We start from the raw sequence: 26,881 nt of genomic DNA, 5'->3' as shown, positions 1-26,881 counted from the left end.
GCAAAGGGCGGTGAAAATGGGGCTAGATAGTAGATAATAAGACGGAATATTATTTACTTATAGTACTGGCAGGATGAGGTCAGTCTCTGCCCCTAAACTTACTAGCGATGGAGGGAAGCCATGTCTGATATCGAAAAAGTAGTGACACGGACACGAACAATTGAAAAGCTGCTTCGCACGCAATATCACGCTGAAGGCAAGGGATTACATCAGTTGATTACCAGCTGTGAAGAACGCTTACCCCATGATGTTATTGGTAAGCTGCGTTATATAGCAACCATTCGCAATAAAATAGTACATGAAGAAGATTACAAGTTGGAAAGTCGTAGTGACTTTCTTTCGGTGTGTGATCAATGTGAAAAAGAACTCACACCACGCAGTAGCCGCTTTATCTGGCGAGCGGCGATTACGTTGATGACTCTGATTACATTAGCAGCACTACTTTTCTATTATGCTCATTGGGATATTTTGTCTAAGCATTTGTAATAAAAGGTCTAAAAAAGACTGTTTTTAAAAAATAGTCAAACTTAGAAATCCGTTGGATTTGTAGACGGGTTTTGTGTGAAAAATCTGCGACATAGCAAAAAGGGACGCGAATGCGTCCCTTTTTGCTTTTGTAACTATGGCTTAGTACATCATCGGCAGTGTCATTAGGCCAACAACAACTGCGATCATTACAAGTCCTTGTTTTTGTGAAGAAGTAATCATAACCCTGCTCCTATTTAATGATGCTTAACTCTATGTAATTTAGAATAGCAGTGTTTTTGTGGTTTGATCAAGTTTTTATTTTGCTAAGCATTAAAAGTAACGCTGTGTAAGTACGAAAATGCAGTGTTTTGGATGGTTTTTTGATTGTTTTTCTATGGTTTTTGAGTTGGTTGAAAACTGTTCTCTTTGTATTTTTGTTTATTAAGTATATGATTTATATGATTTTATATCATGTTTGTCTATTGTTAAATTATAGAGATTGTCATTTTTTTTGCTTGATTGCCATCTTGGTGTCAGTGTTGGGTTAAATTGATGGTTATCTGGTTTGGTTTTAGCTTGTTTTACCTCGCTTCTGATTAAAATAGCTATCGGCTTACTTGTCTAAGATTACATTCTTTTAGTTTCGGGCTCTTATAATATGCCTTGGATTAAGGTTAACTTGTTGATTATTAATGTTTTGTTTTTATTTTTCTTGCGTGTTTTTATGCTTTTTTGGATCTTGGCTCTCTAGAGTTAGTCAATTTGGCTAAAGTCGTGTTTTATACCAAATTATTGGTGAAATCAGATCGCGATAAAAGAGAATGCGCTGCTTTACCTATGCCTATGTGCGCCTTTCAGAAGCCAATCAAGATCCAAGTTTTGCTTTCCATGTCTGGACATCTTTAGCGTCCTGCCTACACTGGCGACTCAGTTTAAAAGAGGTGGACTCATGTGGAGCTGGCTTTCAGTCGCACTATCAGGATTTATTAGTATTTCTGCTAATGAAAGCAACCAAAACAAGCAAGCTGTCGTGTTTAAAACATTGTCGCTAGCTATGCTCGTTGTCATACTGTGGAGCCAGAACAGTATCGCTGGTATATCGGTATGGTGGGTGACACTGGGCTTGCTGATCTCTATGGTGGCTGATGGTCTATATATCTATCAGCGACATCAGAAGTTGTGCTTTGCTGCGTTTGTTGGGGCTCAGCTTTGCTATAGCTCGTCTTTTTGGTTGCAACTCTCTGGAGAGATTGTCTGGTGGCTGCCTGCTATGCTTTTGGCTATCGGCATTGTGGTGTTTTTCCTGATGCTGCCTAAGATAGACCGCTTGATCTTTCCTGTTGTGATTATGGGAATGATGCTGTTGCAGCTCAATTGGGCTGCAGGTGAAGTATGGTTATTGACAGGGGCATGGGCCAGCCTATTAGGTTTCTTAGGCACCTTGACTCTCACTTTATCAGCAGGCCTTCTGGCTGTGCACGACTACAGACACTCCATTCGCTATGGGCGTTATCTTATCTCTGGCAGTTACCTGCTAGCACACTCATTGATTACCGCATCTTTGATTATCTAAAATCAAAATCAACGAGATAGTATCAAGTTACTCTTCCTCTACTGACCTGTAAGTGGAGAAAATGATGTTCAATGAAATACACGCACACAAAGTTCTAAACTTATTGCATGACAGACCAATGGCAATGCAGGAATTACGTGATGTTGCCTGCGCTGAGTTTGGTGTGCAGGCAAAGTTTTATACCTGTAAGCTGAACGGGCTGGATCTCGATGCACTGATGGCATTTTTTATCGAACGAGAGAAAATTGTCGATGTCGGTGGTAAATGGGCGTTGAATTTAGAGCGTGTTTGTAGCCACTAAAAACTCTGCTTTTTTGCCTCCAAATTGTCGAACGGTGTTGATATACTTCGCCGACTTTTTGCTCTGCTTTTGAGAACCTTTGGCTTTGGAGGCTAATTCATGGAAATTCTTTCTGCCGCAACCATGTTGTTTCTTATCATGGATCCGCTCGGTAACCTCCCTATCGTTCTTTCAATTCTGAAGCACCTTGATCCTAAGCGCAGACGTAAGGTTCTCATTCGTGAGCTGCTTTTTGCGCTGATAATATTGATGCTATTTTTGTTTGCAGGTAAGGCGATTCTTAGCTTTCTTCATGTTGAGCCCGAAACGTTGAGTATTTCTGGCGGTATTATCCTGTTCATCATCGCGATTAAGATGATTTTCCCGAGTGCGGGAAGCATTACGGGGTTAGCTGCTGGTGAAGAGCCGTTTATAGTACCTATGGCCATTCCTATGATTGCGGGGCCATCGGTGATTGCTGCATTGCTACTTCTGTCGACCCAGCACCCGGACAAGTTGCTTGAGTTGTCTGGCGCTGTTCTACTGGCGTGGGGGACGACCTTCTTTATCTTGATGTTCTATAACTTCTTCCACCGTATCTTAGGTGAACGAGGCTTAAAAGCCATTGAGCGTCTGATGGGGCTGCTGCTAGTCATGATTTCGACTCAGATGTTCCTCAACGGAGTGAAGAGTTATCTAAGCTAAGAAACAAAAAAATGCCGCTCAAGATGAGCGGCGTTTTACATTGGATGGGGTGGGTTTTACATCATGTACTTGCGACGAATATCTAGCAGGGCAAAGATGCCGAAAATCAGGATCGACCATTTTTCCCAACTGGTCATCTTAATCTTGTCACCAAACGCGCCGATAAAGATGGCTGATTGCAGGCCATGCATGATGAACAGGAAGGCTGTCATGATGTAAAGCGCAATCGCCGCTTTGCCCGGAAAGGGCATAAAGAAGTTCAGGATCAGGATGAACCACACAAAGCCAATCGCGGCTTTGGCAAGAAAAAGTAGAGCTTTCATGAGACTTCCTTTTTAGTCTTGTTGTCTTTCAAATAATCGGTAACTGACTTGGCCTGCCGTTTTTTCTCGGTGTAGGTGCCAGTTGGTTGGAATGCCTTCCAACGCAAGTTCTTTCTCAGTTTCAATATAAATCATGGCATCGTTGGCCAGCCAGCCATTACTTTCCAGCAAAGTGACGGTTTGTTCCAGTAAGCCTTTGCGAAATGGTGGGTCGATAAACACCACATGATGCGGTGTACCTGCTTGTTGAAGAAAGCCCAACGCATCGCTGTTAATTGCGGTAAGGTTATCTGAATTAAGAGCCGCAATGTTTTTTTCTAACTGCTTGAATGCCGTCGGGTTGAGCTCAATCATGGTGACCTTATCAGCCTGACGCGAAGCCGCTTCAAAGCCCAACCCGCCAGAACCGGCAAACAAGTCGAGGCATTTTGCTTGAGGAACATCCTGAGCCAGCCAGTTGAAAAGGGTTTCTTTTACGCGATCCGTTGTCGGGCGTAGCCCCTCTGCATCATGAACAGGCAGTTTTCTTCCTCTCCATAAGCCGCTAATAATTCGAACAAAGCCTGTTGAAGGCTTTTTTTGTGATGTGTTTTGCTGGCGACGCTGTACCATAGATTTTTTGACCGCTAATAAAGTGATACTATACCCAGTCGCTCAGTGAGTTCGCCCTGAGTACAGCCCAAATTTTGTTGATGACAAAGTGTATACCATCGTTATAACGCTGGAAACTTTTCACTCTGTTGTCATTTTTCTTTTCTTTACCGGGACAATGCCCGGCGAAAAGTGTCAGAGTAAATTAAGACAATCTAGGATATCCCCAGATGACGGAAAAAAAGAAGCGCGGATTACTTTCTTGGCTTGGCTTTGGTGATGAAGAACAACAGGTTAAGCCATCTGCTGAAGAAACTCAGTCAGAAACCGTTGAAAAAGGCGCAGAAGAAGCGCAAACCGTTGACGATGTTCAGCCAGAGCCTCAAGCTGACTTAGCAGAAGCAGAAGCAGAAGCAGAAGCAGAAGCAGAAGCAGAAGCAGAAGCAGAAGCAGAAGCAGAAGCAGAAGCAGAAGCAGAAGCAGAAGCAGAAGCAGAAGCAGAAGCAGAAGCAGAAGCAGAAGAGGTACAAGAACCTCGTATGCTTGAGCAAGAGAAGCCAACGGAAAGCTTTTTTGCTCGCTTAAAGCGCAGCTTAGCGCGTACAAAAGCGAATATAGGCGCCGGCTTTTTTGGTTTGTTTAAAGATAAACAAATTGATGATGAGCTATTTGAAGAGTTGGAAGAGCAGTTATTGATTGCTGACGTTGGTATGGATACCACGGTGAAAATCATTGACAATTTGACAGAAAAAGCCTCACGTCAGGAACTGAAAGACGGCGAAGCGCTCTATGGTCTGTTGAAAGAAGAGATGGCAGGTATTCTCTCGACTGTCGAAAAGCCGCTTGAACTTGATACCAACAAAACCCCTTATGTGATCCTAATGGTTGGCGTGAATGGTGTCGGTAAAACCACAACAATTGGTAAACTAGCAAAACAGTTTCAGTCACAAGGTAAAAAAGTCATGCTAGCAGCAGGGGATACCTTCCGTGCTGCAGCTGTTGAGCAGCTTCAGGTATGGGGAGAACGCAATAAGGTACCTGTTGTGGCACAGCATACGGGGGCGGATAGCGCATCGGTAATTTATGATGCTATTGAATCGGCAAAAGCCAAAGGCGTAGATGTTGTCATTGCTGATACTGCTGGGCGTCTGCAAAATAAATCAAACCTAATGGAAGAGCTACGCAAGATCGTCCGTGTGATGAAGAAGGTGGACGATTCGGCACCGCATGAAATCATGCTGACATTGGATGCTGGCACAGGTCAGAATGCGATTAGTCAGGCAAAACTGTTTAGCGATGTAGCACCGCTGACAGGTATCACCCTGACCAAACTTGATGGTACTGCAAAAGGTGGTGTGATCTTTGCGCTGGCTGACCAGTTTCAGATTCCAATCCGTTACATTGGTGTGGGTGAAGGTATTGATGACCTACGCCCATTTGAAACTCAGGAATTTATTGACGCATTGTTTAGTCGAGAAGATTAATTGGCAGTTCAGTAAGAGGGATGACGAGTGATAAAATTTCGGCAAGTAAGTAAAGCGTACCGTGGTGGCATGCAAGCGCTGCAAAAGGTCGATTTCCACCTGCGTCGTGGAGAGATGGCGTTTCTTGGCGGCCATTCTGGTGCTGGTAAAAGTACTTTGCTCAAGTTGATTTGTGCCATTGAACGCCCGACGGATGGTAAAATAAGCTTTAATGATCATGATATTACTCGTATTCCCAATAAAGATATTCCTTTCCTGCGCCGCAACATTGGCATTGTCTTTCAGGATCATCGTTTATTGATGGACCGCTCTGTGTTCGATAATGTCGCATTGCCAATGCGTATCGAGTCTATCTCTGAGAGTGAAATCAAACGTCGTGTATCAGCGGCACTGGACAAAACAGATCTGTTGGACAAAGCGAAATGCTTGCCGAGCCAGTTATCTGGGGGTGAGCAACAACGAGTCGGTATTGCCCGTGCTGTGGTTAACCGCCCAACGTTACTTTTAGCAGATGAACCGACAGGTAACTTGGATCCAGAGTTGTCAAATCGTGTCATTAAGCTTTTTGAAGAGTTTAATCGGGCTGGTGTCACCATTTTATTAGCGACACACGATATCGGGCTGGTCAATACGCGTCCGCAATATCGCCATCTTGAACTGAACCAAGGCTTTCTGAGTGAGGTAGAAGATTATGGCTGCTAATGTGCGTAATAAAAAGTCGGCCAAAGGCCGACCACAGAATCGCGTCAAGCGTGACAGTTTCTTTACCGTCCACTTCAAACAGGCAAACGCAGCGTTTGCAGTAATGTGGTCACGACCTTTAGGGAATATCCTTACTCTAGCCGTGATTTCTATGGCGTTAGCGATGCCAGCGGCAATGTACCTGCTGGGGAAGAACTTGGCTGCTGCTTCTACCAATGTGACCAGCCCATCGAAAGTGAGTGGTTATCTAAAGGAACAAACACCTGAAGCTCGTATTATGGTATTGAAAGACCAGTTGGAGAGTATGGATGAGGTTGCTAAGGTTGAATATATCTCGCCTCAACAAGGGCTCGATGACCTAAGCCAATATTCAGGTTTCGATCACGCGATTTCACTGCTGGATAATTATGCTTTGCCAGGAGTGTTAATCGTTACTCCTAACATTGAAGATAAAGCAAAAATCAAACAGCTGGCTGCGATTCTTGCAAAAGAAGACGAGGTGACAGATGTGCGCCTTGATGAAGATTGGTTAACTCGTTTAGATGCGATCAAGAATTTGGTCAGTGGTATTGTGGTCACTTTGTCTGTGTTAATGCTCGGGTCCGTATTCCTCATAGTTGGTAATACGTTGCGCTTTAACGTCCTTGCGAATAAAGAAGAGATTCAAACCATGAAATTGATCGGTGCAACGAATAGCTTTATTTTAAGACCGTATCTGTACTCAGGAATGTGGTTTGGATTGCTCGGTGCACTTACGGCATGGATCATGACAGCGATTATTACAGTGGTCCTCAATAGCAGTGTGGAGCAACTGGCTTTACTTTACGATAGTCGGTTTCGTCTTATTGGGTTGAGTTGGGATGAAAGCTTACTGTTATTGATGCTCGGAACTTTTCTGGGATGCTTGGCTGCAAAAGTTTCAGCGCAGCGTCATTTGAAAGAAATTGAACCAGTATAAGTCGAAGTTGTCATAATTTTTTGAAAGTACACGCCACCGTATACTTTTTACTTGTATAGACGAATGGTTTATGCATAATAACTTTCCCCGCTTGAATCTTGTTCATTTTAGGTTCAAGATTGATGGGTTAAAACTTACTCCAGATCAGATATTGATGAGGAATTAAATGACTAACCAAGCGTATCCAATGGCTGTAGTTACACAAGATAGCTTAGATAGCTATATCCGCACAGTGAACGGCTATCCAATGCTGACCGCTGAGGAGGAGCGTGAACTAGCTGAGCGACTACACTATGAAGGCGAAATAGAAGCGGCAAAAGGCTTGATTCTTTCGCATTTACGTTTCGTAGTGCACGTAGCTCGTGGTTACTCTGGCTACGGTTTGCCAATGGCGGATCTTGTCCAAGAAGGTAACATCGGCTTGATGAAAGCAGTAAAGCGCTTTAATCCAGAAGTCGGCGTGCGTTTGGTGTCATTTGCAGTACATTGGATTAAAGCTGAGATTCACGAGTATGTCTTGCGTAACTGGCGCATTGTTAAAATTGCGACCACTAAAGCTCAGCGTAAGCTGTTCTTCAACCTGCGAAAGTCAAAGAAACGCCTAGGGTGGTTCAACAACGGTGAAGTGGAAACCGTGGCGAAGGAGCTAGGTGTTGAGCCTTCGGAAGTGCGCGAAATGGAATCTCGTCTGGCAGCGCAAGATGCGGCATTTGAAATGCAAAACGATGATGACGATTCAGGCTCATCCTACTCTGCACCAATGTTGTATCTTGAAGATAAAGCTTCGGACGTAGCGGACAATATTGAAGCTGCTAACTGGGAAGCGCACACGAACAATCGTTTGAGCTTAGCACTGTCGAGTCTTGACGAACGTAGCCAGCATATTGTTCGCTCGCGTTGGTTAGAAGATAGCAAGTCGACTCTGCAAGAACTGGCTGAGACATACAATGTGTCAGCGGAGCGTATCCGTCAGTTAGAAAAGAACGCAATGAAAAAGCTAAAAGCAGCTGTCGGCGACTTTTAATCTTTGTAGCCTAACAAATTCAGAAAGCCGAGATCGAAGGGTCTCGGCTTTTTTGTTTCTAAGATCGAGTAACGAGTCATTTAGGCTCTTTTGGGGATCGAGTTTTGCCCAGTGTCCTGTGGGTAACTCTGTGATAAATTTCTTGGCTATCTGTCAGAAAGACGGGTGAATAAAGGTGTAGAGAGCAATCAGTTCATGGGGATACTTTTACTCTTACACACAAAGAAATAAGGATCATCACTACATGTTGTGGATCAAATGTTGGAAAACTACTTTATCAACGTAATTCACAGGTTTATCCACAAGTGGTGAATAAATGATCGCGAGTGGATAACCCTACAGCTCCAGTGTACTTGTTGAACACTGGATAGGTTACAATGACAGCCAACAACAATTCTTCTCAAGAGACAGTAAATGGACCAGTTCAAACACATCGATGTTGCCGGTGCCCAGGCGTTATTGGAGCAAGGTGACGCTTGCCTCGTTGATATTCGCGATCCACAGTCTTTCGCTGTGGCTCACCCACAAACAGCCTTCCATCTAACAAATGACACCATGGTTCAATTCATGGATGAAGCAGAGTTTGAGCAACCAGTTCTGGTAATGTGTTACCACGGAATTAGTAGCCAAGGCGCTGCTCAATATTTGATTAACCAAGGCTTTGAGCAGGTGTATAGTGTGGATGGAGGCTTTGAAGCTTGGCAACGAGCTGAGTTGCCGATGGAATCCAACTTGCCATAGGAATCACTATGATAAAACTGATCTCTATTTCCAATCCGCGTATGGCGCAAGCGTTTATCGATTACATGGCATCACGCCGTATTGATGTGAAAATGATGCCGGAAGGAAGTGGTCAGTTTGCTTTGTGGCTCACTGATACTCAATATCAGGTTGAAGTGGAAGCTGAGCTCCAGCATTTTCTTGCGAATCCCAGTGATGCTAAATACCAAGCTGCTTCATGGGACATGGCTGAAAGTCGAACCGGCCGGTTTAGCTATCAGTCTCCGAGTATGTTAGCTATGGTGAAAGCCAAAGCTGGTCCCGTGACGTTAGCTGTGATCTTGGTATGTATCGTCATCTTTGCCTTACAGCAGTTTGGTGCAGGCCAGGCAGTTTTCTCGGTATTGCACTTTCCTGCGTTTGCTGGACAAGAGTGGCAGTTGTGGCGCTGGGTCAGTCATGCGGTTCTGCATTTCTCGGTTATGCACATTGCGTTTAACTTATTGTGGTGGTGGCAACTAGGGGGAGACATTGAGCAGCGCTTGGGAGCGAAAAAACTGCTTCAGTTGTTTGTGGTGTCAGCGGCCATGTCGGGTGCAGGCCAGTACTGGGTAGAAGGGGCTAACTTTGGTGGTCTATCTGGTGTTGTGTATGCATTAGTTGGTTACTTGTGGGTGTTGGGATACAAAGCACCACAACTCGGCCTTAGTATACCAAAGCCAATCATAGGTTTTATGCTGGTATGGCTGGTATTAGGGTTTATTCAACCATTTATGGCGATCGCCAATACAGCTCATCTGGTTGGTTTGATTTCCGGTGTTGTAGTTGGCTTAGTCGATGCTAGCCGGATAAGAAAATAAAAAAGCGGCGAAGCCGCTTTTTCGCAAAGCGTGCTTACTGGTATAGGTATTTAGTAAAGAGCAAATCGGCAATGATCGTTCGGCCTGTTTCTGGTAGCAATATAGAGTTCAGTTGTTCGACGAGTTTTTTACGTAAGTCCTCACGGCCGGCCAAGGAAGTGATCGTATCTGATGATTGCTTGCCAAGTAGCTCGATGACAGCATCACGGATCAATGGCTGGTGAAGCTCAATAATGGCTAGGTCCTTGTCGTTAGCCACCATGATATCGATGCGGACCTGAATGTAGCCCAACTTTTTACCTTGAGTGTAAAAATTAGTAGTGAGATCTGGCTCCAGAGTAAAATATGCGAGCTTAGGTTCGTTGCTCTCCTCTGCCATTGATGTGAAACTGACCAAGACGCTCAATGCGAAAATTATATGGACTAAGTAACGTTTAATCATATTTCTGTCTTTTCTTTCTTCTAATCGCGATACTCGAATCGTCTGAGTCTTGTTACAATAGAGCATCTATTTGTAATAATTATGCGTTAAGCACTCTATGGGTGGTTAACAACAAAGATCGAAGCTTTATTGTACGACGATAAGGCTACTTATTGAATACTAGTATGAATCAATCTACTTCGCTTTATTTATCTGCTCTTCGTCAGGTTGAGTGGCAAGAGCCTGATAAGTTTAGCTTTCCTACACAGAATGCGAAAAATTGGTTGTTAGAACAGGGCTCACTATCACGTTTATTGGAGTCCCACTGCCACACGTTAAATGTCGACTTGTTGCACAACAAAGTGGTTAAAGCTGAGAAGCTTGACTCTCAGGAGATAGTGCTACTGACAAAAGAAGAATGTTTGTTGCGAAAGGTTGTACTAAAAGGCGATCAACAACCTTGGGTATTAGGTAGAACCTTAATCCCTCAGTCCTCGATGAATGGTCAACAGTATGACCTGACGCGTCAGGGAGAGATCCCGCTTGGGCTAACTGTGTTTAACGCTGAAAATGTCAAGCGTGATGCGTTACAAGTTGGCTGGGCCAAAACATCTGATGGCCAGTTTCTTGCTCGTCGCTCTCGTTTATGGATGAACCACAAACCTATGTTGGTGGCAGAGCTATTTTTACCTGCCGCTCCTATTTACTCAAAGGAGAGAGGTAAATGACGTTTGCTAAAGCTAAAGCGTATTGGCAATTGATGCGCATGGACAGGCCAATAGGGAGTTTGTTATTACTCTGGCCTACTATGTGGTCACTTGTGATCGCAGCTCAAGGCTTTCCAGATCCTATGATACTGGCTGTGTTTGTTCTTGGTGTTTTTTTTATGCGTTCTGCAGGATGTGTGATTAATGATTTTGCCGACCGTAAAGTAGATGGTCATGTTAAGCGAACCAGACAGAGGCCTCTGCCTTCTGGCCGTGTTACTTCGAAAGAAGCTATCGGCTTGTTTCTTATATTGGTAGTGGGGTCTTTCTTGCTGGTTCTAACGATGAACCTACTAACTATTCAGCTTTCTTTCGTTGGGTTGTTTCTTGCTTTTATTTACCCTTTTATGAAGCGGTATACTCACCTTCCTCAACTATTTCTGGGGTTAGCATACAGTTGGTCGATACCTATGGCATGGGCTGCTCAAGCCAACGAATTGCCGACGATGGTGTGGTTTATTTTTGTAACCAATGCGTTATGGACAATCGCCTATGACACACAATATGCCATGGTTGATCGAGATGATGATTTGAAGATCGGTATTAAGTCCACGGCTATTCTGTTTGGTCGTTATGACAAAATGATCATAGGTGTATTGCAGTTGGTGACGGTAGGGATGTTGATTACACTTGGCAACTGGTACGAATTGGGTGCGAGTTATTACTGGAGCTTGCTGGTTGCTGGGGCATTGTTTGTATTTCAGCAGCATCTTATCCGCCATCGTGAGCGAGATTTGTGCTTTAGAGCATTTCTCAACAACAGCCATGTGGGGATGGTTATTACCATAGGGCTGCTCGTCGCATTTTGGTAAATCATATAGAGATAAGGGTACTTTAGAGTACCCTTTCTTATTGGTGCTGTGCAGTAATTACTCAGAGGCGCCTACCTGACAAATACTCTCTTTGATCGTTAGTCTCACTTCTGGATAGAGCATTGAATACAACAGCCCAGCCAAGATCTGGCTTTTCTCCTGCTCGCAGTTCCCATCCTTATCTAGGTAAGCTTGTTGTTTGAGTGTGGTAAACATCGCTGAGAATACCCCTTTATCGAAGAACTCAGGTGCGTTAATACCATGTAAGCGACCCAAACGCTGAGCGATTTCCTGACTCTTTTGTTCCAAGTCCGCTTTTCCGAGCTCTGGATTCGCTGTGAGCAGGTTCAGTGTGATTGCATAACGCTGCAGTGTCTCGGTAATCGTTCGACCTAGCAACATCAGTACCTGAGTGTTGCCTTGCTTAAGAGATACGTTTTGCTCGGTATCAATCGCAACCAATCCGAGGCGTGCTATCTCTTCAATATAGGCTTCAGTCACATCACCGAGCTGCTCCTCTTCGATGCTCAGGAACAATTCTTGTTTTAGGAATGGATACACCAAAGCCACATTAGCTTTGATTTTATCCAAACTAAGCTGCTGATGACGTATCAACATTTGAGCAATGAGAGATGGGATCGCGAACAGGTGAATAATGTTATTACGATAGTAAGTCATTAGGATCGACTGATTACGATCCAGTGACACGATCTCGCCCATAGTGTCAGACTCGATGACAAACTTGTCTAGCGACTCAGCATGTTTGACTAGGTCTTCCGCATCTTCATCCGGAACGGTGAAAGTCGACGAATAAGGCACGTTCTTCAGTAAAGAGAGATAACATTCGATCTGTTTGACTAAGCTGTCACGAGACAAAGCACGCTGGCGTGAAGCAAGCAAAGCTGTCGCGCACAAAGTTAATGCGTTGGCCGCTGCAGCATCGTTAATGTGCGTCATCATTTTCGTCGCTAAGTCGTTAACCATTGGATTTAACCATTGCGGCTTGGTGCTCCCCATAGGGTCAATATCGTGTGTCCACTCAGGCACATTTTCATTTAGGTATTGGTTGAGTGGAATCGGCTCACCAAAGTTCACGTAACCTTGACCAAAATTGCGCAGTTTGCGAATGGTACGCAGAACTAGGCCAGCGTTTTCTTTCTCTTTTCGCTTTCCACGCAGCTCTTTAGCGTAAGTACTCACTTCCATGACATGTTCGTAACCAATATATACTGGTACTAACGTTACGGGGCGGTTGAGGCCGCGCAACATAGCTTGGATGGTCATCGCCAACATGCCTGTTTTAGCCTGAAGCAGTCGACCAGTGCGTGAGCGCCCACCTTCACTGAAGTACTCAACCGAATAGCCTTTGGTGAACAGTTCAGCCAGATATTCCCGGAAAATAGTGGAATAAAGTTTGTTACCTTTAAAGCTTCGTCGAATAAAGAACGCTCCACCGCGACGGAATAGAGGTCCTGCGGGGAAGAAATTGAGGTTGATACCGGCAGCGATATGCGGAGGTACCATGCCTTCATGGTACAAGACGTAAGACAGCAGTAGGTAATCCATATGGCTGCGATGACAAGGGACATAAACGATTTCGTGTCCATCTTGGGCTAACTTACGCACCGTTGAGGCATTATTGATGTTTAAACCTTGATAGATTCTGTTCCACAACCAGCTCAGTATACGATCGCCATTTTTAACTAATGAGTAGGAGAAGTCTGCCGCGATTTCATCCATGATGTCATGCGCTTCTTTACGCGCTTTGTCTGGCGATATCCCTTTTGCTTTTGCCTCGTCTTCAATCACTTTCTCGATAGCCTTGGATTTCATCAAACGATTAAACAGAGCTTGGCGGTTGGGCAGGTTTGGTCCTGAGGCAGCTAGTTTTTGGCGAGAAAAGTGTATGCGCGCAACGCGTGCTAGCTTGTGGGCAATTGAAGCGTCTGTGCCGTGTGAGTCCGCCATATGGCGTAAAGACACTACAGGGCTGATACGTACCAAGCAATCCCGACCAGCTTTTAATACTGCTAACGCTTTTTCAGGCCCATTTAATGGTTGTAAGTACGGTGTTTGCTGAGATTCTTTTCCGGGTTTTCGGCCCCATAAAACCGTTGCAGGAAGGACTTGTACATCCAATTCACTGTCAAATTTGTGTTGTTCAAGAAGATCTGAGAAGAGAGCGATAGATTCGCTCGGTACGTCTTGGTCGTTACTCATCACAGTTTGACGTGATGAAGTAAAGACATAACGCTTGAAGGACTTACCATTGATTTCGACTGGCTTGAGTGGGTCAGGTAAGCCGAGGTTGATAACCTGCATTTGCAAAGTGATTAAATCAACGCTTGAACGGTAGGGCAAGGCATAAATAATCGGCTTGTTTACATCAATGCTATGATCTTCAATAGGATTTGAAGGAATCGCTGTTCCTTTTACCATGACTGACAAAGGTAGCTTGAGTAAGGAACTCGATAGTGGTTGTCCAGAAGACATAAGGTTCTTGGCCTCAAAAAAACAGATAAATCGCAAAAGCAGTTTTCCATCTTCATTCATTGTAGAAGCGGAAGATGTGCTCAAGCTGATATTTTTAAGGCTGCAAGGATATCAGAAACTGGTCGAACCTTTCACTTTAAATTGAACACGAAAACATCAATTTCACCAAACTTCAATCATATATCTAATAATTAAAGAGAAAATGCTGTGCCGCAAAAAACACTTCATGGTCTTAAACGGATTAAAAACGCTACCCGATACTCATTTCAGGGTTTAAAAGCTGCGTTTCAAAATGAGCCTGCTTTTAGAGAGGAGGTTGTTCTTGCAGCAGTGATGATTCCCATCGCTTGTTGGCTAGACGTGACCCAAATCGATCGAATTTTACTGATTGCGACAGTCGTACTGGTGCTGATTGCTGAACTGTTTAACAGTGCTATTGAAGCCGTCGTTGATCGCATTGGTGAAGAGCAGCATGAGTTGGCCGGTAGAGCCAAAGATATTGGATCTGCTGCCGTCATGATCACCATGTTATTGACAGGTTACGTGTGGCTGGAAGTATTGTTTTTGTAGTCAAAAGTTTAACTCTATCAAAAAACCAGCAATTGGCTTTTCATTTAAACCATTACTGGATATACTCACAGTTAACTGTATAAAAAGACAGGTGACTTATGAAGCCGTTAACGCCACGCCAGCAACAAGTATTTGATCTGATAAAAAGTAAAATTGATGACACAGGTATGCCTCCTACGCGTGCAGAAATCGCTCGTGAACTGGGCTTTCGTTCTGCTAATGCCGCAGAAGAGCATTTAAAAGCTCTAGCACGTAAGCAAGCCATTGAAATTATTCCCGGCGCATCGCGTGGAATTCGCATTTTACTAGAAGAGTCTGCCAATGATGATGGCCTGCCTTTGATCGGTCAGGTTGCTGCAGGTGAGCCAATTCTGGCTCAGGAGCATGTTGAAGCTCATTATCAGGTAGATCCGGCCATGTTCAAGCCTCAAGCTGATTTCTTATTGCGCGTCAATGGCGAGAGTATGAAAGATATCGGTATTATGGACGGTGATCTGCTCGCAGTGCATAAAACTCAAGACGTTCATGACGGTCAGGTGGTGGTTGCTCGTGTTGATGACGATGTGACGGTTAAGCGTTTAGAGCGTAAAGGTTCGACTGTTTTACTGCACGCAGAGAATGAAGAGTTTGAACCCATTAAAGTCGACTTGTCATGTCAGCACCTAGCGATTGAAGGTTTAGCGGTAGGAATCATCCGCAATACTGATTGGATGTAACCACTGTTTCTAGAAGTGGTATTGAATGGCTTCTAACGTCAGAGAGCATGTTCGCTGACGTTATGTCGTTATTTAAGTCTACTAACTTATGGATCGAGCTCTTTTTAATTGAGATCTATTCTCAATTACTTGTTTTTGTAATTGATATTCATTATCATCTTATTTCTGGTATGGAAGGAAGATGATCATGGCCGCTAAGCAAAAAGCTTCAACACATCGCTATCAAATCCCGGCCAATTTGTTACAGCCTCTCTGGCTTCGCAGCCGAGAAAGCTTGGTCGATAACGGCTTGGTTTATGACCCAATCGCGGCCAATGCTTGTCAGCGCTGCCAACTCGCACCAGAGTGCCTCTCTGGGGACATCGATCAGAAACAACTTCTTCATGCCACCTTGACTCAAATCTGTGATGAGCAGGTTAATCATTTCATTTCACGTAACCCTGATGGGTGGATCATCAATGTTGGCGCTGGCCTTGATACGCGTTTCTATCGAGTCGACAATGGCCGCTGTCACTGGCTCGAGTTGGATGTGACAGAAAACCTCCTTTGGCGTCAGAAACTATTCCATAAAAGTGAACGTTACCAACATATGTGTGGCAATGTTGATGACTTGTCATGGCTGGATAACTTACCTGTTCCGGAAAAGGCTCCGGTACTGGTTGTCTGTGAACACGCTTTATTGGATTGCAGTGAAAAACAAGTTGGCAAGTTTATTCAGGCCCTTGGTTGCCATTTTGATTCAGCGAGAGCTTGTGTTGTTCTAGCGGGAGATCTCGCGGCAAGCAAGCTTGGTAAGAAAATGGGGTCAGGACGTTATAATCATGGCTACGTGTCACCAGGGGATGCAACCCTTAATTATCTGCCATGGGCGCGATGGGCAAAGACTTTCTCTCCTCTAGACAAACATTGCGGGCGTTGGAAACTATGGCAACGTTGGCTCACTAAGTTCACTTCTTTGAAACACAGACTCACTCCGGTAGTGGTTCAGCTTCGCTGGTAATCCGGTTACACTTTGTACTCTTCTTTCATGATGAGTGCGAACGTGCAATTGCTTCAAACCCTATCCAATAAAGCGCTACATAAGCAGGTTCTACTGCTGGCGATCCCCATGGTTCTATCTAACATAACCGTACCTTTACTCGGCTTAGTTGATGCGGCGGTGATTGGCCACCTTGAACATGCTTGGTATCTGGGCGGAGTCGCCCTTGGTAGTACCATGATCAGTGTGACTTTCTGGCTACTGGGTTTTTTGCGGATGTCTACCACTGGACTGGCGGCGCAGTCGTATGGTGCTCAAAATGGTAAACAACTCGCCTTAGTTTTCACTCAGGGTGTGGCGATGGCTTTGGTTTTTGCATTGTTGTTTCTCCTATTCCATCAACCGATAGCCAATCTGGTGTTTTCGCTGAGCAGTGCGAGTGATGAAGTCAAATTTTATGGTGCGCAGTATTTTGCCATTCGCGCCTGGAGCGCTCCCGCGGCCTTGGTTAACTTTGTTGTATTGGGCTGGTTGCTAGGGACTCAGAACGCACGTGCGCCGATGTGGATGGTGATCATTGCAAACATTACCAATATCGTTCTCGATGTGCTGTTTGTGATTGGCTTTGGCTGGAAAGTGGAAGGGGCTGCACTCGCGTCGGTGATTGCTGATTACAGTGGTATGAGCTTTGGCCTATGGTGTGTTTGGCGCACTTGGCTTAAAAAACATTTACCCTCGATTACTTCATTACTGAAAGACACTACCCATGGATTAAGCCGTTTTGTAAAGCTAAACCGTGATATTTTTCTACGTTCTTTGTGTTTGCAAGCGACCTTTACTTTTATGACGTTTCAAGGTGCGAACTTCGGAGATGATATTGTTGCTGCTAATGCGGTGCTCATGAGTTTTCTTATGATCATTTCCTACGGTATGGACGGATTCGCCTATGCCATGGAGGCGATGGTGGGTAAAGCGATAGGGGCTAAAGATAAACAGCAGCTCAGCGCGTCATTGGTGGGGACGTTCTTCTGGAGCCTCATCATCTGTTTGGGTTTGACTGCGGTGTTTGCTTTTGGCGGATCGTCATTGATCAACCTGATCACCGATATCCCGACAGTGCATGATACCGCGCAGATATATCTTCCTTGGCTGGTGGCGATGCCTTTAGTCTCGATGTGGTGCTTCTTGTTAGACGGCATATTCATTGGTGCAACGAAAGGGAGAGAAATGCGCAACAGTATGTTTTTCGCCACGTGTGGTTTCTTTGGGGCGTTTTTCGCCATGGCCAGCTTCGGGAATCATGCGTTGTGGCTGGCTATGTTGAGTTTCATGGGGATGCGTGGTGTGACTCTGGCGGTGATTTTTTATCAGCAGTGGCGTAAACAGCAATTTTTGAGCGCTTAACACAACTAAAAAAGCCGCAGCGATGACTGCGGCTTTGTTATCGCTCGACTTAAAATAAGCGATTAAGGCCATTCAGCGCTGCTACGCGGTATGCCTCGGCCATGGTCGGATAGTTGAATGTGGTATTGACGAAGTATTCTATCGTGTTGGCTTCGCCTTTTTGCTCCATGATCGCTTGTCCGATATGGATGATTTCTGCCGCACGCTCACCAAAGCAGTGAATACCAAGTATCTCTTTGGTTTCGCGGTGGAAGAGAATCTTCAAGCTGCCGATATCTTTACCTGCAATCTGAGCACGAGCTAAATGCTTAAACGAAGAACGACCCACTTCATAAGGGACTTTTGCCGCCGTCAGCTCTTGCTCTGTCTTACCTACGGAACTGATTTCCGGAATGGTATAAATACCAGTCGGGATATCTTCAATCAGATTGCCATCGGCCTGACCTTTATTAATCGCCTGTGCCACATATCGACCTTGGTCATAAGCAGCGCTGGCTAGGCTAGGGTAGCCAATAACATCGCCGACGGCGTAGATATGGTCGACTGCCGTCTGGTAGTTGCTGTCAACGGACAACTGGCCACGAGAGTCAGCGTTCAACCCCACAGCCGACAGGTTGAGTTTGTCGGTGTTACCCGTGCGTCCGTTGGCGTAAAGAATACAATCGGCACGCATTTTCTTACCTGATTCGAGATGGATAATGACGCCATCTTCTGTGCCTTCAATTTTCTCATAAGTTTCGTCGTTGCGGATCACAACACCACTGTTCCAGAAGTGATAAGACAAGGCGTCTGATACTTCATTATCAAGGAAAGACAGCAGTCTGTCTCGAGTGTTGATTAAGTCCGTTTTTACGCCTAAACCGCGGAAGATTGATGCATATTCACAACCAATCACACCGGCGCCATAAATGATGATATGACGTGGGTCATGCTCCAAACTGAGAATAGAATCGCTGTCATAGATACGTTCATGCAGAAAATCGACGTCATCTGGCTGATATGGGCGCGAGCCCGTTGCAATCACAAATCGGTCAGCACTGTATAGTTCTTCGGTGCCATCTGCTTGCGTAACGGCAATGGTATACTTGTCAGTGAAGCGTGCTGTGCCGAAAATCAAAGAACATTGATTACGATCGTAAAAACCTTGTCTCAGGCGAGTCTGCTTATCAATTACAGATTTGGCATGGCCCAAGATATTGGAGAACGTCGAGTGTAAGCTGGTATTGTTATGGCAAAACAGCGGGTTATTGTTGAATTCAATGATACGGCTGACCGCATGGCGCAGCGCTTTAGAAGGGATGGTGCCCCAGTGGGTACAACCGCCACCGACGCTGCTCTCTTTTTCTACTATGGCGACATTGAGTCCCGCTTTGGTTAGTCCCATTGCTGCCCCTTCACCGCCAGGGCCACTACCAATAACGATTACGTCAAAGTGGTTACTTTCCGCCATAACTTTTCCTTTGTTATATTGTCTTAACATTGCTTTAGCGAGATTTTAACTGATTTCACGATAGAGCACTAGAGAGTGGAAGCGATCACGCAGAATGTTTCATATCTGGTATTTGTGCGGTGATAGGTCTCTAAACCAAAGTTAAGTGATTGAAAAAGAAATCAGGCTGAGTTTAATTGTCACGCGGTAGTCAAAGGTTACGATTTTGGCTTATGTCCTTAAGGTAATCGTTGTATATTAACTGCGACTAAACAAATAAATAGATAATAGATGAAATCCATGGGAATTCGTGCACAGCAAAAAGAAAAAACGCGTCGGTCATTAATTGATGCTGCGTTTAGCCAGCTTAGTGCTGACCGAAGCTTTTCGAACTTGAGTTTACGAGAAGTAGCCCGGGAAGCAGGGATTGCTCCAACCTCATTCTACCGCCATTTCAAAGATATGGATGAGCTGGGGTTGACCATGGTTGACGAAGGCGGCTTGCTGCTTCGTCAGCTGATGCGCCAGGCACGACAGCGAATCGTCAAAGAGGGGAGTGTGATTCGCACTTCTATCGAGACGTTTATGGAGTTCATTGAAAACAACCCCAATGTGTTTCGACTACTATTGCGAGAACGTTCGGGTACATCGTTTGACTTTCGTACTGCTGTCGCGAGAGAAATTCAACATTTTGCCGCTGAACTGACAGAGTATTTGATCAGTACAGGAATGACGCGCGATGAGGCCTATACACAGGCCGAAGCTTCTGTCACCTTGGTATTTAGCTCAGGCGCAGAGGCGCTGGATTTAAATCGACGCGAGCGAGATGAGCTTGCGGAACGATTGATTATGCAATTGCGAATGATAGCCAAAGGGGCTTTATGGTATCGCAAAGAACGTGAACGTAACCGTAACCGATTAAAAGGTGGGATTGATTAATGTCGAATGAAGTAAAACAAGTTAATCGTGGTTCTGAGAAGAAGACGCTAGTGCTTGCATTGATTGCTGGCATGTGTGGAGACGCATTATTGTCATGGTTGACAATGAGTGAAGTTTCTTTCTCTATTTTTCCACTGATTGCGCTTGTACTGTCTGTACAGGCGCTGTACCAAGAATATCTACGTAACCCTGTCTCTGAAGACATTCCGCTGGTTGGCCTAGCGTGTTTCTTCGTTGGCGCTTTTGGTCATTCTGCTTTTGTTAAAGCGCAGCACCCAGATGCGGGGTCTAACTTCTTTGCCATCATAGTATCACTGTTACTTTTACTATGGATTGGTAAGAAACTCGGTTTTATTAACCGCTCAGCTAGTGCGGAGTAGCCTGAATCTAAATATAAAAAACGAGCCATTTGGCTCGTTTTTTTATATTTTCTTGTCAACTTATGCTTTGCGTTCCAGTAGGACACCCGCTTCCATATGGTGGGTATAAGGGAACTGATCAAACAGAGCAAAACGCGTGATGTTGTGTGTTTCGCTTAAAACGTCAAGATTGTCTTTGAGTGTCTCTGGGTTACAGGAGATGTAAAGGATGCGATCATAGCCTTGAACCATCTTACACGTATCAATATCCATACCTGAGCGAGGAGGGTCGACAAAAATCGTGTTGCAGTTGTAGCTCTTCAAATCGACGCCCGCGTCTTTTAGGCGGCGAAATTCACGCTTGCCTTCAATTGCCTGAGTAAATTCTTCCGCGGATAGGCGAAGGATTTGGACGTTATCAATGTTATTGGCAGCAATATTGTATTGCGCAGACTCAACTGATGGTTTGGCCAGTTCCGTTGCCAGTACGCGATTAAAGTTCTGCGCGAGTGCCAGTGAGAAGTTACCGTTACCACAATAGAGCTCGAGCAAATCGCCTTGGCTTTCGTTGGTACAGTCGATTGCCCACTCCAGCATCTTTTCAGCTACCTTGCCGTTGGGTTGCGTGAAGCTGTTCTCGACTTGTTGATAAATGTAAGGCTGGCCATTGACGTCGAGTTTTTCAATTACGTAGTCGCGATCCAGAACAATCTTCATTTTACGTGCCCGACCGATCAGGTTCAGGTTGAAGCCTTCATCGTTCAGACGTTGCTTGAGCGCTTTTGCGTTCTTCGTCCACTCATCATCCAATTGGCGGTGGTATAGCAGAGATACCAAAATCTCACCGCTCAGTGTCGATAGAAAATCCACTTGGAACAGCTTACGACGTAGAGAGTCGTTGTTTTTCATTGCATCAATCAGCAATGGCATCAGGTCGTTTATCAGACGGCTCGCCGCTGGGAATTGGTCAACACGGTATTTTTCACGCGTTTCCTGATTGAACATGATGTAGTAAAGGTCTTCCCCTTCATGCCAAACACGGAACTCAGCGCGCATACGATAATGTTGCTCTGGGGACTCGAACACTTCCAGATCTGGAACGTGGTACGGAGCAAACATCTCATTAAGACGTTCGACCTTTTCCGCCAGTTGTTCTTGGTAGCGCTGTGGATTTACTTCAAGAGTCGCCATGTTTATTACCTTCAAGTGCTGAGTGCGTTTGTTTTAGGAGCGCAGATTTTATTCAATATCTGCGACATGTCCAGCTTTGTCAGTCTCCTGTGATCAATATAGTGTGTAAACCCGTTGTCAGGCATTAGTGATAAAGCGGCTGGTTATATAAAAGCACAATATTGGCTGGACAAAGGAATGACAGCTGAATAACATTTGTGCCTAGCTGGTGCTATCTAGAAGTATAGATGGCTGAAAAGGGAATCTGGTGTGAATCCAGAACTGACGCGCAGCGGTAAAAGAGAACGAACACTCAACAGACACTGCATAGAGGACTATGTGGGAAGTCGAGTTAGTAGGTGGTGCAAAATGAGCTCTTAAGTCCGAATACCTGCCAGCAGCTGAGCCAATCACTGGAAGCAAGTGCTCCAAGCTCGGTAGGATTTACGCGATTTAGGATTATAAAAATGAACCGTTCTATTCTGGCGATAGCAGTGGCATCGCTACTTCCTCACGCCTCCCTTTCATACGCCAAAGAAGCCTCAGCTGATGAGACTATGGTGGTATTAGCTCGAAGTGATTTCAATAATTCAATTGAAGATATACCGGCTAATGTAACTATTATCAGTTCAGAAGATATCGCTGCGAGTGGATCTAAAAGCCTAGATACCTTGTTGCGTGCTCGAGCTGGCATTCAAATCTCTGATACCAACAGTGGCCCTGCATTTGCGATTAGAGGCTTCACTGGAGGTCAAGCTGCCAACAATACTTTGATTTTGGTTGACGGCCGTCGCTTGAATAAACAAGACCTGTCAGCTCCTCAAGTAAGCTCTATATTAATTTCTCAAATTGAGAGGATTGAAGTTTTGTCCGGCAGTGCTGGTGTGTTGTACGGTGACCAAGCTGTAGGTGGTGTGATCAACATCATTACAAAAGGTGCTTCTGAGGACGGTGGTAGTGTGTCAGTGAGTGCGGGTAGTTTTGATTCTTATGCTGGTAGTGTGAATGTCTCAAGAAAACTCGATGAACAGTGGTCGCTTTTCGTTAGTGCTAGCCAAGATAATACCGATAACTATAGAGACCATAACAAGCGTGAAACCGGGTCTTTGTTAGGACGTATCGGCTATGAACTAGATAAGACGGAGTTTTTTGCAGAAGCAAGTTACTATGACAATAATAGAGAATATGCTGGTTCGTTAACCGAAGAGCAATATGAACAAGACCCAACTCAAGTTAATCCATCAAATCAAACCGACTATTCTCATGAGATAACGAAAGCGCTTCGTGCTGGGTATAAGCGAAGCTTAACAGACTCTTGGTTATTTGGGACTGATGCTATCTATGACAATACGTCGGTATCAGGCTCTGCGTGGGGGAGTTCAACAACAAGTTCAAGTAAACAATTAGTAGGCTCAGTTAAGGTTGAAAATCAATTTTCCAATCAGTCTGGTCAAGGAAATGTTCTGATTGGGTTAGAAGCGGCTGATCGTGACCACACCTATAAATCTTCCTCTACCAATAGGGCTAACGAACAGCTTACCTACAGTGCTTATGGACAAGTCAGTTATCCTCTAGTACCTAGATTATCTTTAACGACGGGAGCACGTTATAGTTCAGTTGAAGACAAACTTTTCGATGGTGCAGTTTATCCGAATACTGAAAAACTATCAGAAAGCCAAGATGCTTATGAGTTAGGTTTGAATTTCAAAATTAGCGAGACTCAGAGGCTTTACCTACGAGGGGAAACTAACTTTAGATTTGCTAAGATTGATGAGCAAGCATACACATCTCCAGGTGTGTTAGGTTTGAAGCCACAAACTGGTAATTCTATAGAAGCAGGTTGGGGACTCACAGAAGATGACTACAGCGTAAAGATTGATGTTTACAACTTGCAACTAGAAGATGAAATCGTTTTTGATAGTAGTGCACCAACACCTGTAGGGGGGAGCTTTTCTGGCGCTAATGTCAATGCGGATGAATCTGAGCGAAATGGTATAAATGTTAGCGGTGACTACTATGTCACTGAAAGTGTGCTCCTAGGTATTGAGTACAGTTTCATTAACGCTGAGTTCTCAAGTGGTGACAATAAAGGAAAGGAGCTGCCTTGGGTTTCACCTCACAGTGGTAGGGCGTATGTCACCTATGATGTCAATTATAATTGGCAATTCTACGTTGAAGGTGTTTATACGGGTACGAGATATAAGGATGGTGACACCTCAAACAGTGTAGAAAAGCTATCGGCATATTGGCTAAATAATATCGCTATTAATTACACACAAGATGTTTGGTCAGCTAGCTTACGCTTAGACAATGCATTTGATGAAAAGTATCCTGCTAATGCGAATAACTATGGTGCATATTACCCTGGTGATGGTCGTAAAGTAATGATTACGGGCTCTTATCAATTCTAATATCTTGAAACCGCCTTCGGGCGGTTTTTTCTTATCTATAGGCAGTAACAATGAAAAAGAAAGTCATTATCAGTTGGTCGAGCGGAAAGGATTCGCCCCTCACTCTAGAAAGGCTAGTCGATAGTGAACACTACAATGTTGTTGGCCTTTACACCACATACGTAAAAGATGAAGTCCCATTCCAAGCTACTCCTATTGAAGTGCTCGATATGCAAGCCGCTTTGCTTAGGTTGCCCCTGATTAAGATTGAATTGCTGGAAACATTTCCGCCTAATGACATCTATCAGTCGACCATCATTGAGGCACTAAAGGGTAGTGGACTTGATATTCAGGCTGTGGCTTTTGGTGATATGTTCTGCAATGGTATCGAAGCCTATCGCCGCAGTTATATTGAACCCGCTGGTTGGGAGTGTGTTTTTCCACTCATTGGACAAAATAGCCAAGACCTTGCGAATGAAATCTTAGAGCGTGGTATTAAAACCTTGGTTGTGACGACGGATGGCCAAGCACTTGCCCCTGCGTATTGCGGGCGATGGTACGACAGAACCTTCATTGATTCTCTGCATAGTGGAGTGGACCCATGCGGTGAAGATGGAGAATTTCATACGTTTGTTACGCAAACCCGTAGCTATAAAGGCAAGATAGAGTTGAGTTTAACCACCCTTGACGTCATAGAGCGCTTTGCTCATCAACGTTACCAAGCGAAGATATTGCCAAACTGATTTGTGTGAGTATGATTGCCACATCGGAATATGTGGGTATATCAAGTGTCACTACAAGCAAAAGTACTAATTTTTGACTCTGGAGTCGGAGGGCTTTCTGTTTTCCAAGAGATAGAGAAAAGGTTCCCTCAACTTGATTATGTATATTTGTTTGATAACGCAGCCTATCCCTACGGTGAATTGCACCATCACACTTTAGTTTCTCGCGTGGAAGCGTTGGTTTCACGTTATGTCGCTGATCACCAAGTGGATTTGGTGGTGATTGCATGCAATACCGCCAGCACCATTGTACTGCCTTCATTGAGAACTTTGCTCTCCATTCCTGTTGTCGGTGTCGTGCCTGCGATTAAACCAGCGTCTAATTTAGCGAATAAAGCAGTTGGTCTGATAGCAACGCCTGCGACTGTAACACGTCAGTATACTCAGGAATTGATTCGCGACTTCTCGCAAAGCAAACCGGTTGAGCTATTAGGCTCTACTCGACTGGTCGATATGGCAGAGGAAAAGCTTCGTGGTAATCCTGTCTCAATTCAAGAGCTGAGCGAAGTACTGTCACCAATGGTCGGTAAAGTCGATGTCGCTGTATTAGGTTGCACGCACTTTCCCCTTATCAAAGAAGAAATACAGAGGGTGTTGAGCGATCAGGTTGTGCTGGTGGATTCCGGTGAGGCGATTGCTCGTCGAGTGCAAGAATTGTTGAACCTTGAGGATGCGAGAGAAGGACAGGGTCAGAGGGAAATATTTTCAACGGCTCCCCCTTATGCAGAAGGAGCGTTGAATCTAGCATTACAAAACTTAGGCTTTAGTCCTGTTCAGCTTGAGATTTTGGATCATTAGCGATACGTACCTTTAATGTACGCTGCATATAATCCTTTTCATTTAGTCCTTCTATAGCGCCAGCAGCATCCGTTGCTGCCATGACAACAAAACCAAATCCTCGTCTTTTACCTGTTCGCTTATCTTTCATCAGACGGACAGCAAAAACTTCACCATGCTTAGTAAACAATTCCTTTACATGGGATTCATTTGCTTTGTATGGAAGGTTACCGACATAAAGGGTTTTGGTCGCGGGTTCATTTAAGGTTGCTGACTCAGTTGTGGTGTTTGAAAATTTAAAAACAAAAGCAGAAGCAAAAACACCGATAACAAAGCTGAGTGCAGGAGAAATAGCAACCTGCGAAAAGATGATTCCACCTAATACCGCTAGGGCAAGAATCATTAAGGTCGATTTATTAGAACTCATATTTAAATACAACTTCGTAGTTTAAGAAAAAAGTGCCTAAGCATTAACAAAATAGACACACTGATCTTACGTATATGGTTGTTGTTTTTCCAACCTATTGATGTGACGTGACTCAAATGTTGAAATTTTATTCTATTTTTGGCGTTTTGATTTGTTTTTAACCGAACGGAAAATAAATTCAAAAAAACACTTGTCATCCTTTCTAAGCTCCCTATAATGCCGCCTCACCGACACGGAGTGAGACAAGTATCACACACCGAGTTGAAACAAAAGAAGATAAAGTTTGAAAAAAACTCTTGACTCTAAAGTTGGGAGGCGTAAGATACGCACCCCTAACGACGCGGCGCTGAGCGCAGCGGAAGTTAGAAAAAGCTCTTTAACAATATAAACCTATCAATCTGTGTGGGCACTCGTTGATGATAATCCAATTAGAAACTTCGGTTTCAAATTAGGTTTCAATGAAACGAAGTGACCATTGAATCTTAGGATTCAGCACAGTCAATTCAAACATTACTTTATGTAATGTTCAGTATTCATTGAGCCGACAAAATCTTAAATTGAAGAGTTTGATCATGGCTCAGATTGAACGCTGGCGGCAGGCCTAACACATGCAAGTCGAGCGGAAACGAGTTAACTGAACCTTCGGGGGACGTTAACGGCGTCGAGCGGCGGACGGGTGAGTAATGCCTGGGAAATTGCCCTGATGTGGGGGATAACCATTGGAAACGATGGCTAATACCGCATAATAGCTTCGGCTT

28 protein-coding genes, 1 rRNA gene and 1 riboswitch are annotated in these 26,881 nt (G+C 44.5%); of the genes, 22 read left to right on the top strand and 7 right to left on the bottom strand.

All coding sequences use genetic code 11. The features are described 5' to 3' along the window. Nucleotides 1-120 precede the first annotated feature (120 nt). From OH455_RS20900 to OH455_RS20885, 4 genes are all read left to right on the top strand, one after another. Nucleotides 121-486 (top strand): hypothetical protein, encoded by a 366-nt coding sequence (locus OH455_RS20900; protein ID WP_045975664.1) that lies wholly within the window; start codon nt 121-123, stop codon nt 484-486. A 931-nt stretch (nt 487-1,417) separates the two neighbouring features. Then, nucleotides 1,418-2,041 (top strand): lysoplasmalogenase, encoded by a 624-nt coding sequence (locus tag OH455_RS20895; protein ID WP_269982686.1) that lies wholly within the window; start codon nt 1,418-1,420, stop codon nt 2,039-2,041. A gap of 64 nt (nt 2,042-2,105) precedes the next feature. Continuing rightward, nucleotides 2,106-2,342, top strand: a complete 237-nt coding sequence (locus OH455_RS20890) for a YecH family metal-binding protein (protein ID WP_045975666.1) — start codon at nt 2,106-2,108, stop codon at nt 2,340-2,342. 99 nt (nt 2,343-2,441) lie between these two features. Then, the gene (locus OH455_RS20885) at nt 2,442-3,026 is read left to right on the top strand and encodes a YhgN family NAAT transporter (protein WP_269982685.1); all 585 of its coding nucleotides are present in this window, start codon (nt 2,442-2,444) and stop codon (nt 3,024-3,026) included. A 56-nt stretch (nt 3,027-3,082) separates the two neighbouring features. Here the strand turns inward: OH455_RS20885 and OH455_RS20880 are convergent, their stop codons facing one another. Together OH455_RS20880 and rsmD are read right to left on the bottom strand one after the other, a co-directional pair. Then, nucleotides 3,083-3,349 (bottom strand): DUF1145 domain-containing protein, encoded by a 267-nt coding sequence (locus tag OH455_RS20880; protein ID WP_006957308.1) that lies wholly within the window; start codon nt 3,347-3,349, stop codon nt 3,083-3,085. Nucleotides 3,350-3,361: 12 nt separating this feature from the next. Then, nucleotides 3,362-3,961 carry a 16S rRNA (guanine(966)-N(2))-methyltransferase RsmD gene (gene rsmD, locus OH455_RS20875; protein WP_045975668.1) on the bottom strand — a complete coding sequence of 200 codons (600 nt, stop codon included), beginning with the start codon at nt 3,959-3,961 and terminating at the stop codon, nt 3,362-3,364. Nucleotides 3,962-4,170: 209 nt separating this feature from the next. On the opposite strand from rsmD, the gene ftsY reads away from it, so the two are divergent. From ftsY to glpG, 6 genes are all read left to right on the top strand, one after another. Beyond that, entirely contained in the window at nt 4,171-5,424 is a 1,254-nt protein-coding gene (gene ftsY / locus OH455_RS20870) for a signal recognition particle-docking protein FtsY (RefSeq protein WP_269982684.1), read from the top strand. A gap of 27 nt (nt 5,425-5,451) precedes the next feature. Continuing rightward, nucleotides 5,452-6,126, top strand: coding sequence for a cell division ATP-binding protein FtsE (ftsE, locus tag OH455_RS20865; RefSeq protein ID WP_045975670.1), 675 nt, complete (start codon nt 5,452-5,454; stop codon nt 6,124-6,126). After that, nucleotides 6,116-7,084: a permease-like cell division protein FtsX gene (ftsX, locus tag OH455_RS20860; RefSeq protein WP_045975671.1), complete on the top strand. Its 969-nt coding sequence runs from the start codon at nt 6,116-6,118 to the stop codon at nt 7,082-7,084. Before ftsE ends, ftsX begins: the two co-directional genes overlap by 11 nt. 166 nt (nt 7,085-7,250) lie before the next feature. Further along, nucleotides 7,251-8,108 carry an RNA polymerase sigma factor RpoH gene (gene rpoH / locus OH455_RS20855; RefSeq protein WP_045975672.1) on the top strand — a complete coding sequence of 286 codons (858 nt, stop codon included), beginning with the start codon at nt 7,251-7,253 and terminating at the stop codon, nt 8,106-8,108. 414 nt (nt 8,109-8,522) lie between these two features. Then, nucleotides 8,523-8,849, top strand: a complete 327-nt coding sequence (gene glpE, locus OH455_RS20850) for a thiosulfate sulfurtransferase GlpE (RefSeq protein WP_269982683.1) — start codon at nt 8,523-8,525, stop codon at nt 8,847-8,849. An 8-nt stretch (nt 8,850-8,857) separates the two neighbouring features. Further along, the gene (gene glpG / locus OH455_RS20845) at nt 8,858-9,688 is read left to right on the top strand and encodes a rhomboid family intramembrane serine protease GlpG (protein ID WP_269982682.1); all 831 of its coding nucleotides are present in this window, start codon (nt 8,858-8,860) and stop codon (nt 9,686-9,688) included. Nucleotides 9,689-9,722: 34 nt separating this feature from the next. Here the strand turns inward: glpG and OH455_RS20840 are convergent, their stop codons facing one another. Further along, nucleotides 9,723-10,130 (bottom strand): flagellar basal body-associated protein FliL, encoded by a 408-nt coding sequence (locus OH455_RS20840; protein ID WP_045975675.1) that lies wholly within the window; start codon nt 10,128-10,130, stop codon nt 9,723-9,725. Between the two features lie 164 nt (nt 10,131-10,294). On the opposite strand from OH455_RS20840, the gene OH455_RS20835 reads away from it, so the two are divergent. Further along, nucleotides 10,295-10,837 carry a chorismate lyase gene (locus OH455_RS20835; protein ID WP_269982681.1) on the top strand — a complete coding sequence of 181 codons (543 nt, stop codon included), beginning with the start codon at nt 10,295-10,297 and terminating at the stop codon, nt 10,835-10,837. Beyond that, nucleotides 10,834-11,688, top strand: coding sequence for a 4-hydroxybenzoate octaprenyltransferase (gene ubiA, locus OH455_RS20830; protein ID WP_269982680.1), 855 nt, complete (start codon nt 10,834-10,836; stop codon nt 11,686-11,688). The genes OH455_RS20835 and ubiA overlap by 4 nt, the downstream gene beginning before the upstream one ends. Nucleotides 11,689-11,745: 57 nt before the next feature. On the opposite strand, the gene plsB is transcribed toward ubiA, so the two are convergent. Then, entirely contained in the window at nt 11,746-14,181 is a 2,436-nt protein-coding gene (plsB, locus tag OH455_RS20825) for a glycerol-3-phosphate 1-O-acyltransferase PlsB (protein ID WP_269982679.1), read from the bottom strand. A 207-nt stretch (nt 14,182-14,388) separates the two neighbouring features. Between plsB and OH455_RS20820 the strand changes: the two genes are divergently transcribed. From OH455_RS20820 to dinF, 4 genes are all read left to right on the top strand, one after another. After that, entirely contained in the window at nt 14,389-14,751 is a 363-nt protein-coding gene (locus tag OH455_RS20820) for a diacylglycerol kinase (protein WP_206371707.1), read from the top strand. Between the two features lie 98 nt (nt 14,752-14,849). Next, nucleotides 14,850-15,467 (top strand): transcriptional repressor LexA, encoded by a 618-nt coding sequence (lexA, locus tag OH455_RS20815; protein ID WP_045975679.1) that lies wholly within the window; start codon nt 14,850-14,852, stop codon nt 15,465-15,467. Between the two features lie 187 nt (nt 15,468-15,654). After that, a complete protein-coding gene (locus OH455_RS20810; RefSeq protein ID WP_443088611.1) occupies nt 15,655-16,467 on the top strand; it encodes a class I SAM-dependent methyltransferase in 813 nt (270 codons plus the stop codon). 27 nt (nt 16,468-16,494) lie between these two features. Then, entirely contained in the window at nt 16,495-17,850 is a 1,356-nt protein-coding gene (dinF, locus tag OH455_RS20805) for an MATE family efflux transporter DinF (RefSeq protein ID WP_269982677.1), read from the top strand. Between the two features lie 49 nt (nt 17,851-17,899). Here dinF and sthA read toward each other — a convergent pair whose 3' ends face one another. Beyond that, nucleotides 17,900-19,330 carry a Si-specific NAD(P)(+) transhydrogenase gene (gene sthA / locus OH455_RS20800; RefSeq protein WP_206376201.1) on the bottom strand — a complete coding sequence of 477 codons (1,431 nt, stop codon included), beginning with the start codon at nt 19,328-19,330 and terminating at the stop codon, nt 17,900-17,902. Nucleotides 19,331-19,570: 240 nt separating this feature from the next. Here sthA and fabR point away from each other — a divergent pair, with 240 nt between their 5' ends. Beyond that, nucleotides 19,571-20,218 (top strand): HTH-type transcriptional repressor FabR, encoded by a 648-nt coding sequence (gene fabR / locus OH455_RS20795; protein ID WP_045975684.1) that lies wholly within the window; start codon nt 19,571-19,573, stop codon nt 20,216-20,218. Beyond that, a complete protein-coding gene (locus tag OH455_RS20790) occupies nt 20,218-20,598 on the top strand; it encodes a YijD family membrane protein (RefSeq protein WP_045975685.1) in 381 nt (126 codons plus the stop codon). The genes fabR and OH455_RS20790 overlap by 1 nt, the downstream gene beginning before the upstream one ends. 60 nt (nt 20,599-20,658) lie before the next feature. Here OH455_RS20790 and trmA read toward each other — a convergent pair whose 3' ends face one another. Beyond that, nucleotides 20,659-21,768: a tRNA (uridine(54)-C5)-methyltransferase TrmA gene (gene trmA, locus OH455_RS20785; RefSeq protein WP_269982676.1), complete on the bottom strand. Its 1,110-nt coding sequence runs from the start codon at nt 21,766-21,768 to the stop codon at nt 20,659-20,661. 189 nt (nt 21,769-21,957) lie between these two features. Further along, a riboswitch (cobalamin riboswitch) is annotated at nt 21,958-22,160 on the top strand. A 54-nt stretch (nt 22,161-22,214) separates the two neighbouring features. Between trmA and OH455_RS20780 the strand changes: the two genes are divergently transcribed. Genes OH455_RS20780 through murI form a run of 3 tightly spaced genes read left to right on the top strand, consistent with a single transcriptional unit; the run spans nt 22,215 to nt 25,717 of the window. Further along, the gene (locus OH455_RS20780; RefSeq protein ID WP_269982675.1) at nt 22,215-24,158 is read left to right on the top strand and encodes a TonB-dependent receptor; all 1,944 of its coding nucleotides are present in this window, start codon (nt 22,215-22,217) and stop codon (nt 24,156-24,158) included. 50 nt (nt 24,159-24,208) lie between these two features. Further along, a complete protein-coding gene (locus tag OH455_RS20775) occupies nt 24,209-24,880 on the top strand; it encodes an adenine nucleotide alpha hydrolase (protein WP_269982674.1) in 672 nt (223 codons plus the stop codon). Between the two features lie 45 nt (nt 24,881-24,925). Beyond that, entirely contained in the window at nt 24,926-25,717 is a 792-nt protein-coding gene (gene murI, locus OH455_RS20770; protein ID WP_269982673.1) for a glutamate racemase, read from the top strand. On the opposite strand, the gene OH455_RS20765 is transcribed toward murI, so the two are convergent. After that, nucleotides 25,683-26,123 carry an RNA recognition motif domain-containing protein gene (locus OH455_RS20765; RefSeq protein WP_206371703.1) on the bottom strand — a complete coding sequence of 147 codons (441 nt, stop codon included), beginning with the start codon at nt 26,121-26,123 and terminating at the stop codon, nt 25,683-25,685. The two genes, murI and OH455_RS20765, sit on opposite strands and share 35 nt — an antisense overlap. A gap of 554 nt (nt 26,124-26,677) precedes the next feature. Here OH455_RS20765 and OH455_RS20760 point away from each other — a divergent pair. Beyond that, nucleotides 26,678-26,881: ribosomal RNA gene (locus tag OH455_RS20760) — 16S ribosomal RNA — on the top strand; the annotation flags it as partial.

It is taken from the genome of Vibrio sp. T11.5 (assembly GCF_027587155.1).
Classification (GTDB): domain Bacteria; phylum Pseudomonadota; class Gammaproteobacteria; order Enterobacterales; family Vibrionaceae; genus Vibrio; species Vibrio neptunius.
This window is presented reverse-complemented; position numbering and strand designations above follow the sequence as displayed.

Bases quoted from the DNA above. Each gene is read 5' to 3' on its own strand.
- lexA (WP_045975679.1), top strand. From the start codon at position 14,850: ATGAAGCCGTTAACGCCACGCCAGCAACAAGTATTTGATCTGATAAAA.
- dinF (WP_269982677.1), top strand. From the start codon at position 16,495: ATGATGAGTGCGAACGTGCAATTGCTTCAAACCCTATCCAATAAAGCG.
- ftsX (WP_045975671.1), top strand. From the start codon at position 6,116: ATGGCTGCTAATGTGCGTAATAAAAAGTCGGCCAAAGGCCGACCACAG.
- glpG (WP_269982682.1), top strand. From the start codon at position 8,858: ATGATAAAACTGATCTCTATTTCCAATCCGCGTATGGCGCAAGCGTTT.
- OH455_RS20780 (WP_269982675.1), top strand. From the start codon at position 22,215: ATGAACCGTTCTATTCTGGCGATAGCAGTGGCATCGCTACTTCCTCAC.
- OH455_RS20790 (WP_045975685.1), top strand. From the start codon at position 20,218: ATGTCGAATGAAGTAAAACAAGTTAATCGTGGTTCTGAGAAGAAGACG.
- OH455_RS20900 (WP_045975664.1), top strand. From the start codon at position 121: ATGTCTGATATCGAAAAAGTAGTGACACGGACACGAACAATTGAAAAG.
- OH455_RS20895 (WP_269982686.1), top strand. From the start codon at position 1,418: ATGTGGAGCTGGCTTTCAGTCGCACTATCAGGATTTATTAGTATTTCT.
- OH455_RS20840 (WP_045975675.1), bottom strand. From the start codon at position 10,130: ATGATTAAACGTTACTTAGTCCATATAATTTTCGCATTGAGCGTCTTG.
- OH455_RS20765 (WP_206371703.1), bottom strand. From the start codon at position 26,123: ATGAGTTCTAATAAATCGACCTTAATGATTCTTGCCCTAGCGGTATTA.
- rpoH (WP_045975672.1), top strand. From the start codon at position 7,251: ATGACTAACCAAGCGTATCCAATGGCTGTAGTTACACAAGATAGCTTA.
- OH455_RS20885 (WP_269982685.1), top strand. From the start codon at position 2,442: ATGGAAATTCTTTCTGCCGCAACCATGTTGTTTCTTATCATGGATCCG.
- glpE (WP_269982683.1), top strand. From the start codon at position 8,523: ATGGACCAGTTCAAACACATCGATGTTGCCGGTGCCCAGGCGTTATTG.
- OH455_RS20775 (WP_269982674.1), top strand. From the start codon at position 24,209: ATGAAAAAGAAAGTCATTATCAGTTGGTCGAGCGGAAAGGATTCGCCC.
- plsB (WP_269982679.1), bottom strand. From the start codon at position 14,181: ATGTCTTCTGGACAACCACTATCGAGTTCCTTACTCAAGCTACCTTTG.
- OH455_RS20890 (WP_045975666.1), top strand. From the start codon at position 2,106: ATGTTCAATGAAATACACGCACACAAAGTTCTAAACTTATTGCATGAC.
- OH455_RS20835 (WP_269982681.1), top strand. From the start codon at position 10,295: ATGAATCAATCTACTTCGCTTTATTTATCTGCTCTTCGTCAGGTTGAG.
- ftsY (WP_269982684.1), top strand. From the start codon at position 4,171: ATGACGGAAAAAAAGAAGCGCGGATTACTTTCTTGGCTTGGCTTTGGT.
- trmA (WP_269982676.1), bottom strand. From the start codon at position 21,768: ATGGCGACTCTTGAAGTAAATCCACAGCGCTACCAAGAACAACTGGCG.
- OH455_RS20880 (WP_006957308.1), bottom strand. From the start codon at position 3,349: ATGAAAGCTCTACTTTTTCTTGCCAAAGCCGCGATTGGCTTTGTGTGG.
- OH455_RS20810 (WP_443088611.1), top strand. From the start codon at position 15,655: ATGGCCGCTAAGCAAAAAGCTTCAACACATCGCTATCAAATCCCGGCC.
- sthA (WP_206376201.1), bottom strand. From the start codon at position 19,330: ATGTTAAGACAATATAACAAAGGAAAAGTTATGGCGGAAAGTAACCAC.
- fabR (WP_045975684.1), top strand. From the start codon at position 19,571: ATGAAATCCATGGGAATTCGTGCACAGCAAAAAGAAAAAACGCGTCGG.
- ubiA (WP_269982680.1), top strand. From the start codon at position 10,834: ATGACGTTTGCTAAAGCTAAAGCGTATTGGCAATTGATGCGCATGGAC.
- rsmD (WP_045975668.1), bottom strand. From the start codon at position 3,961: ATGGTACAGCGTCGCCAGCAAAACACATCACAAAAAAAGCCTTCAACA.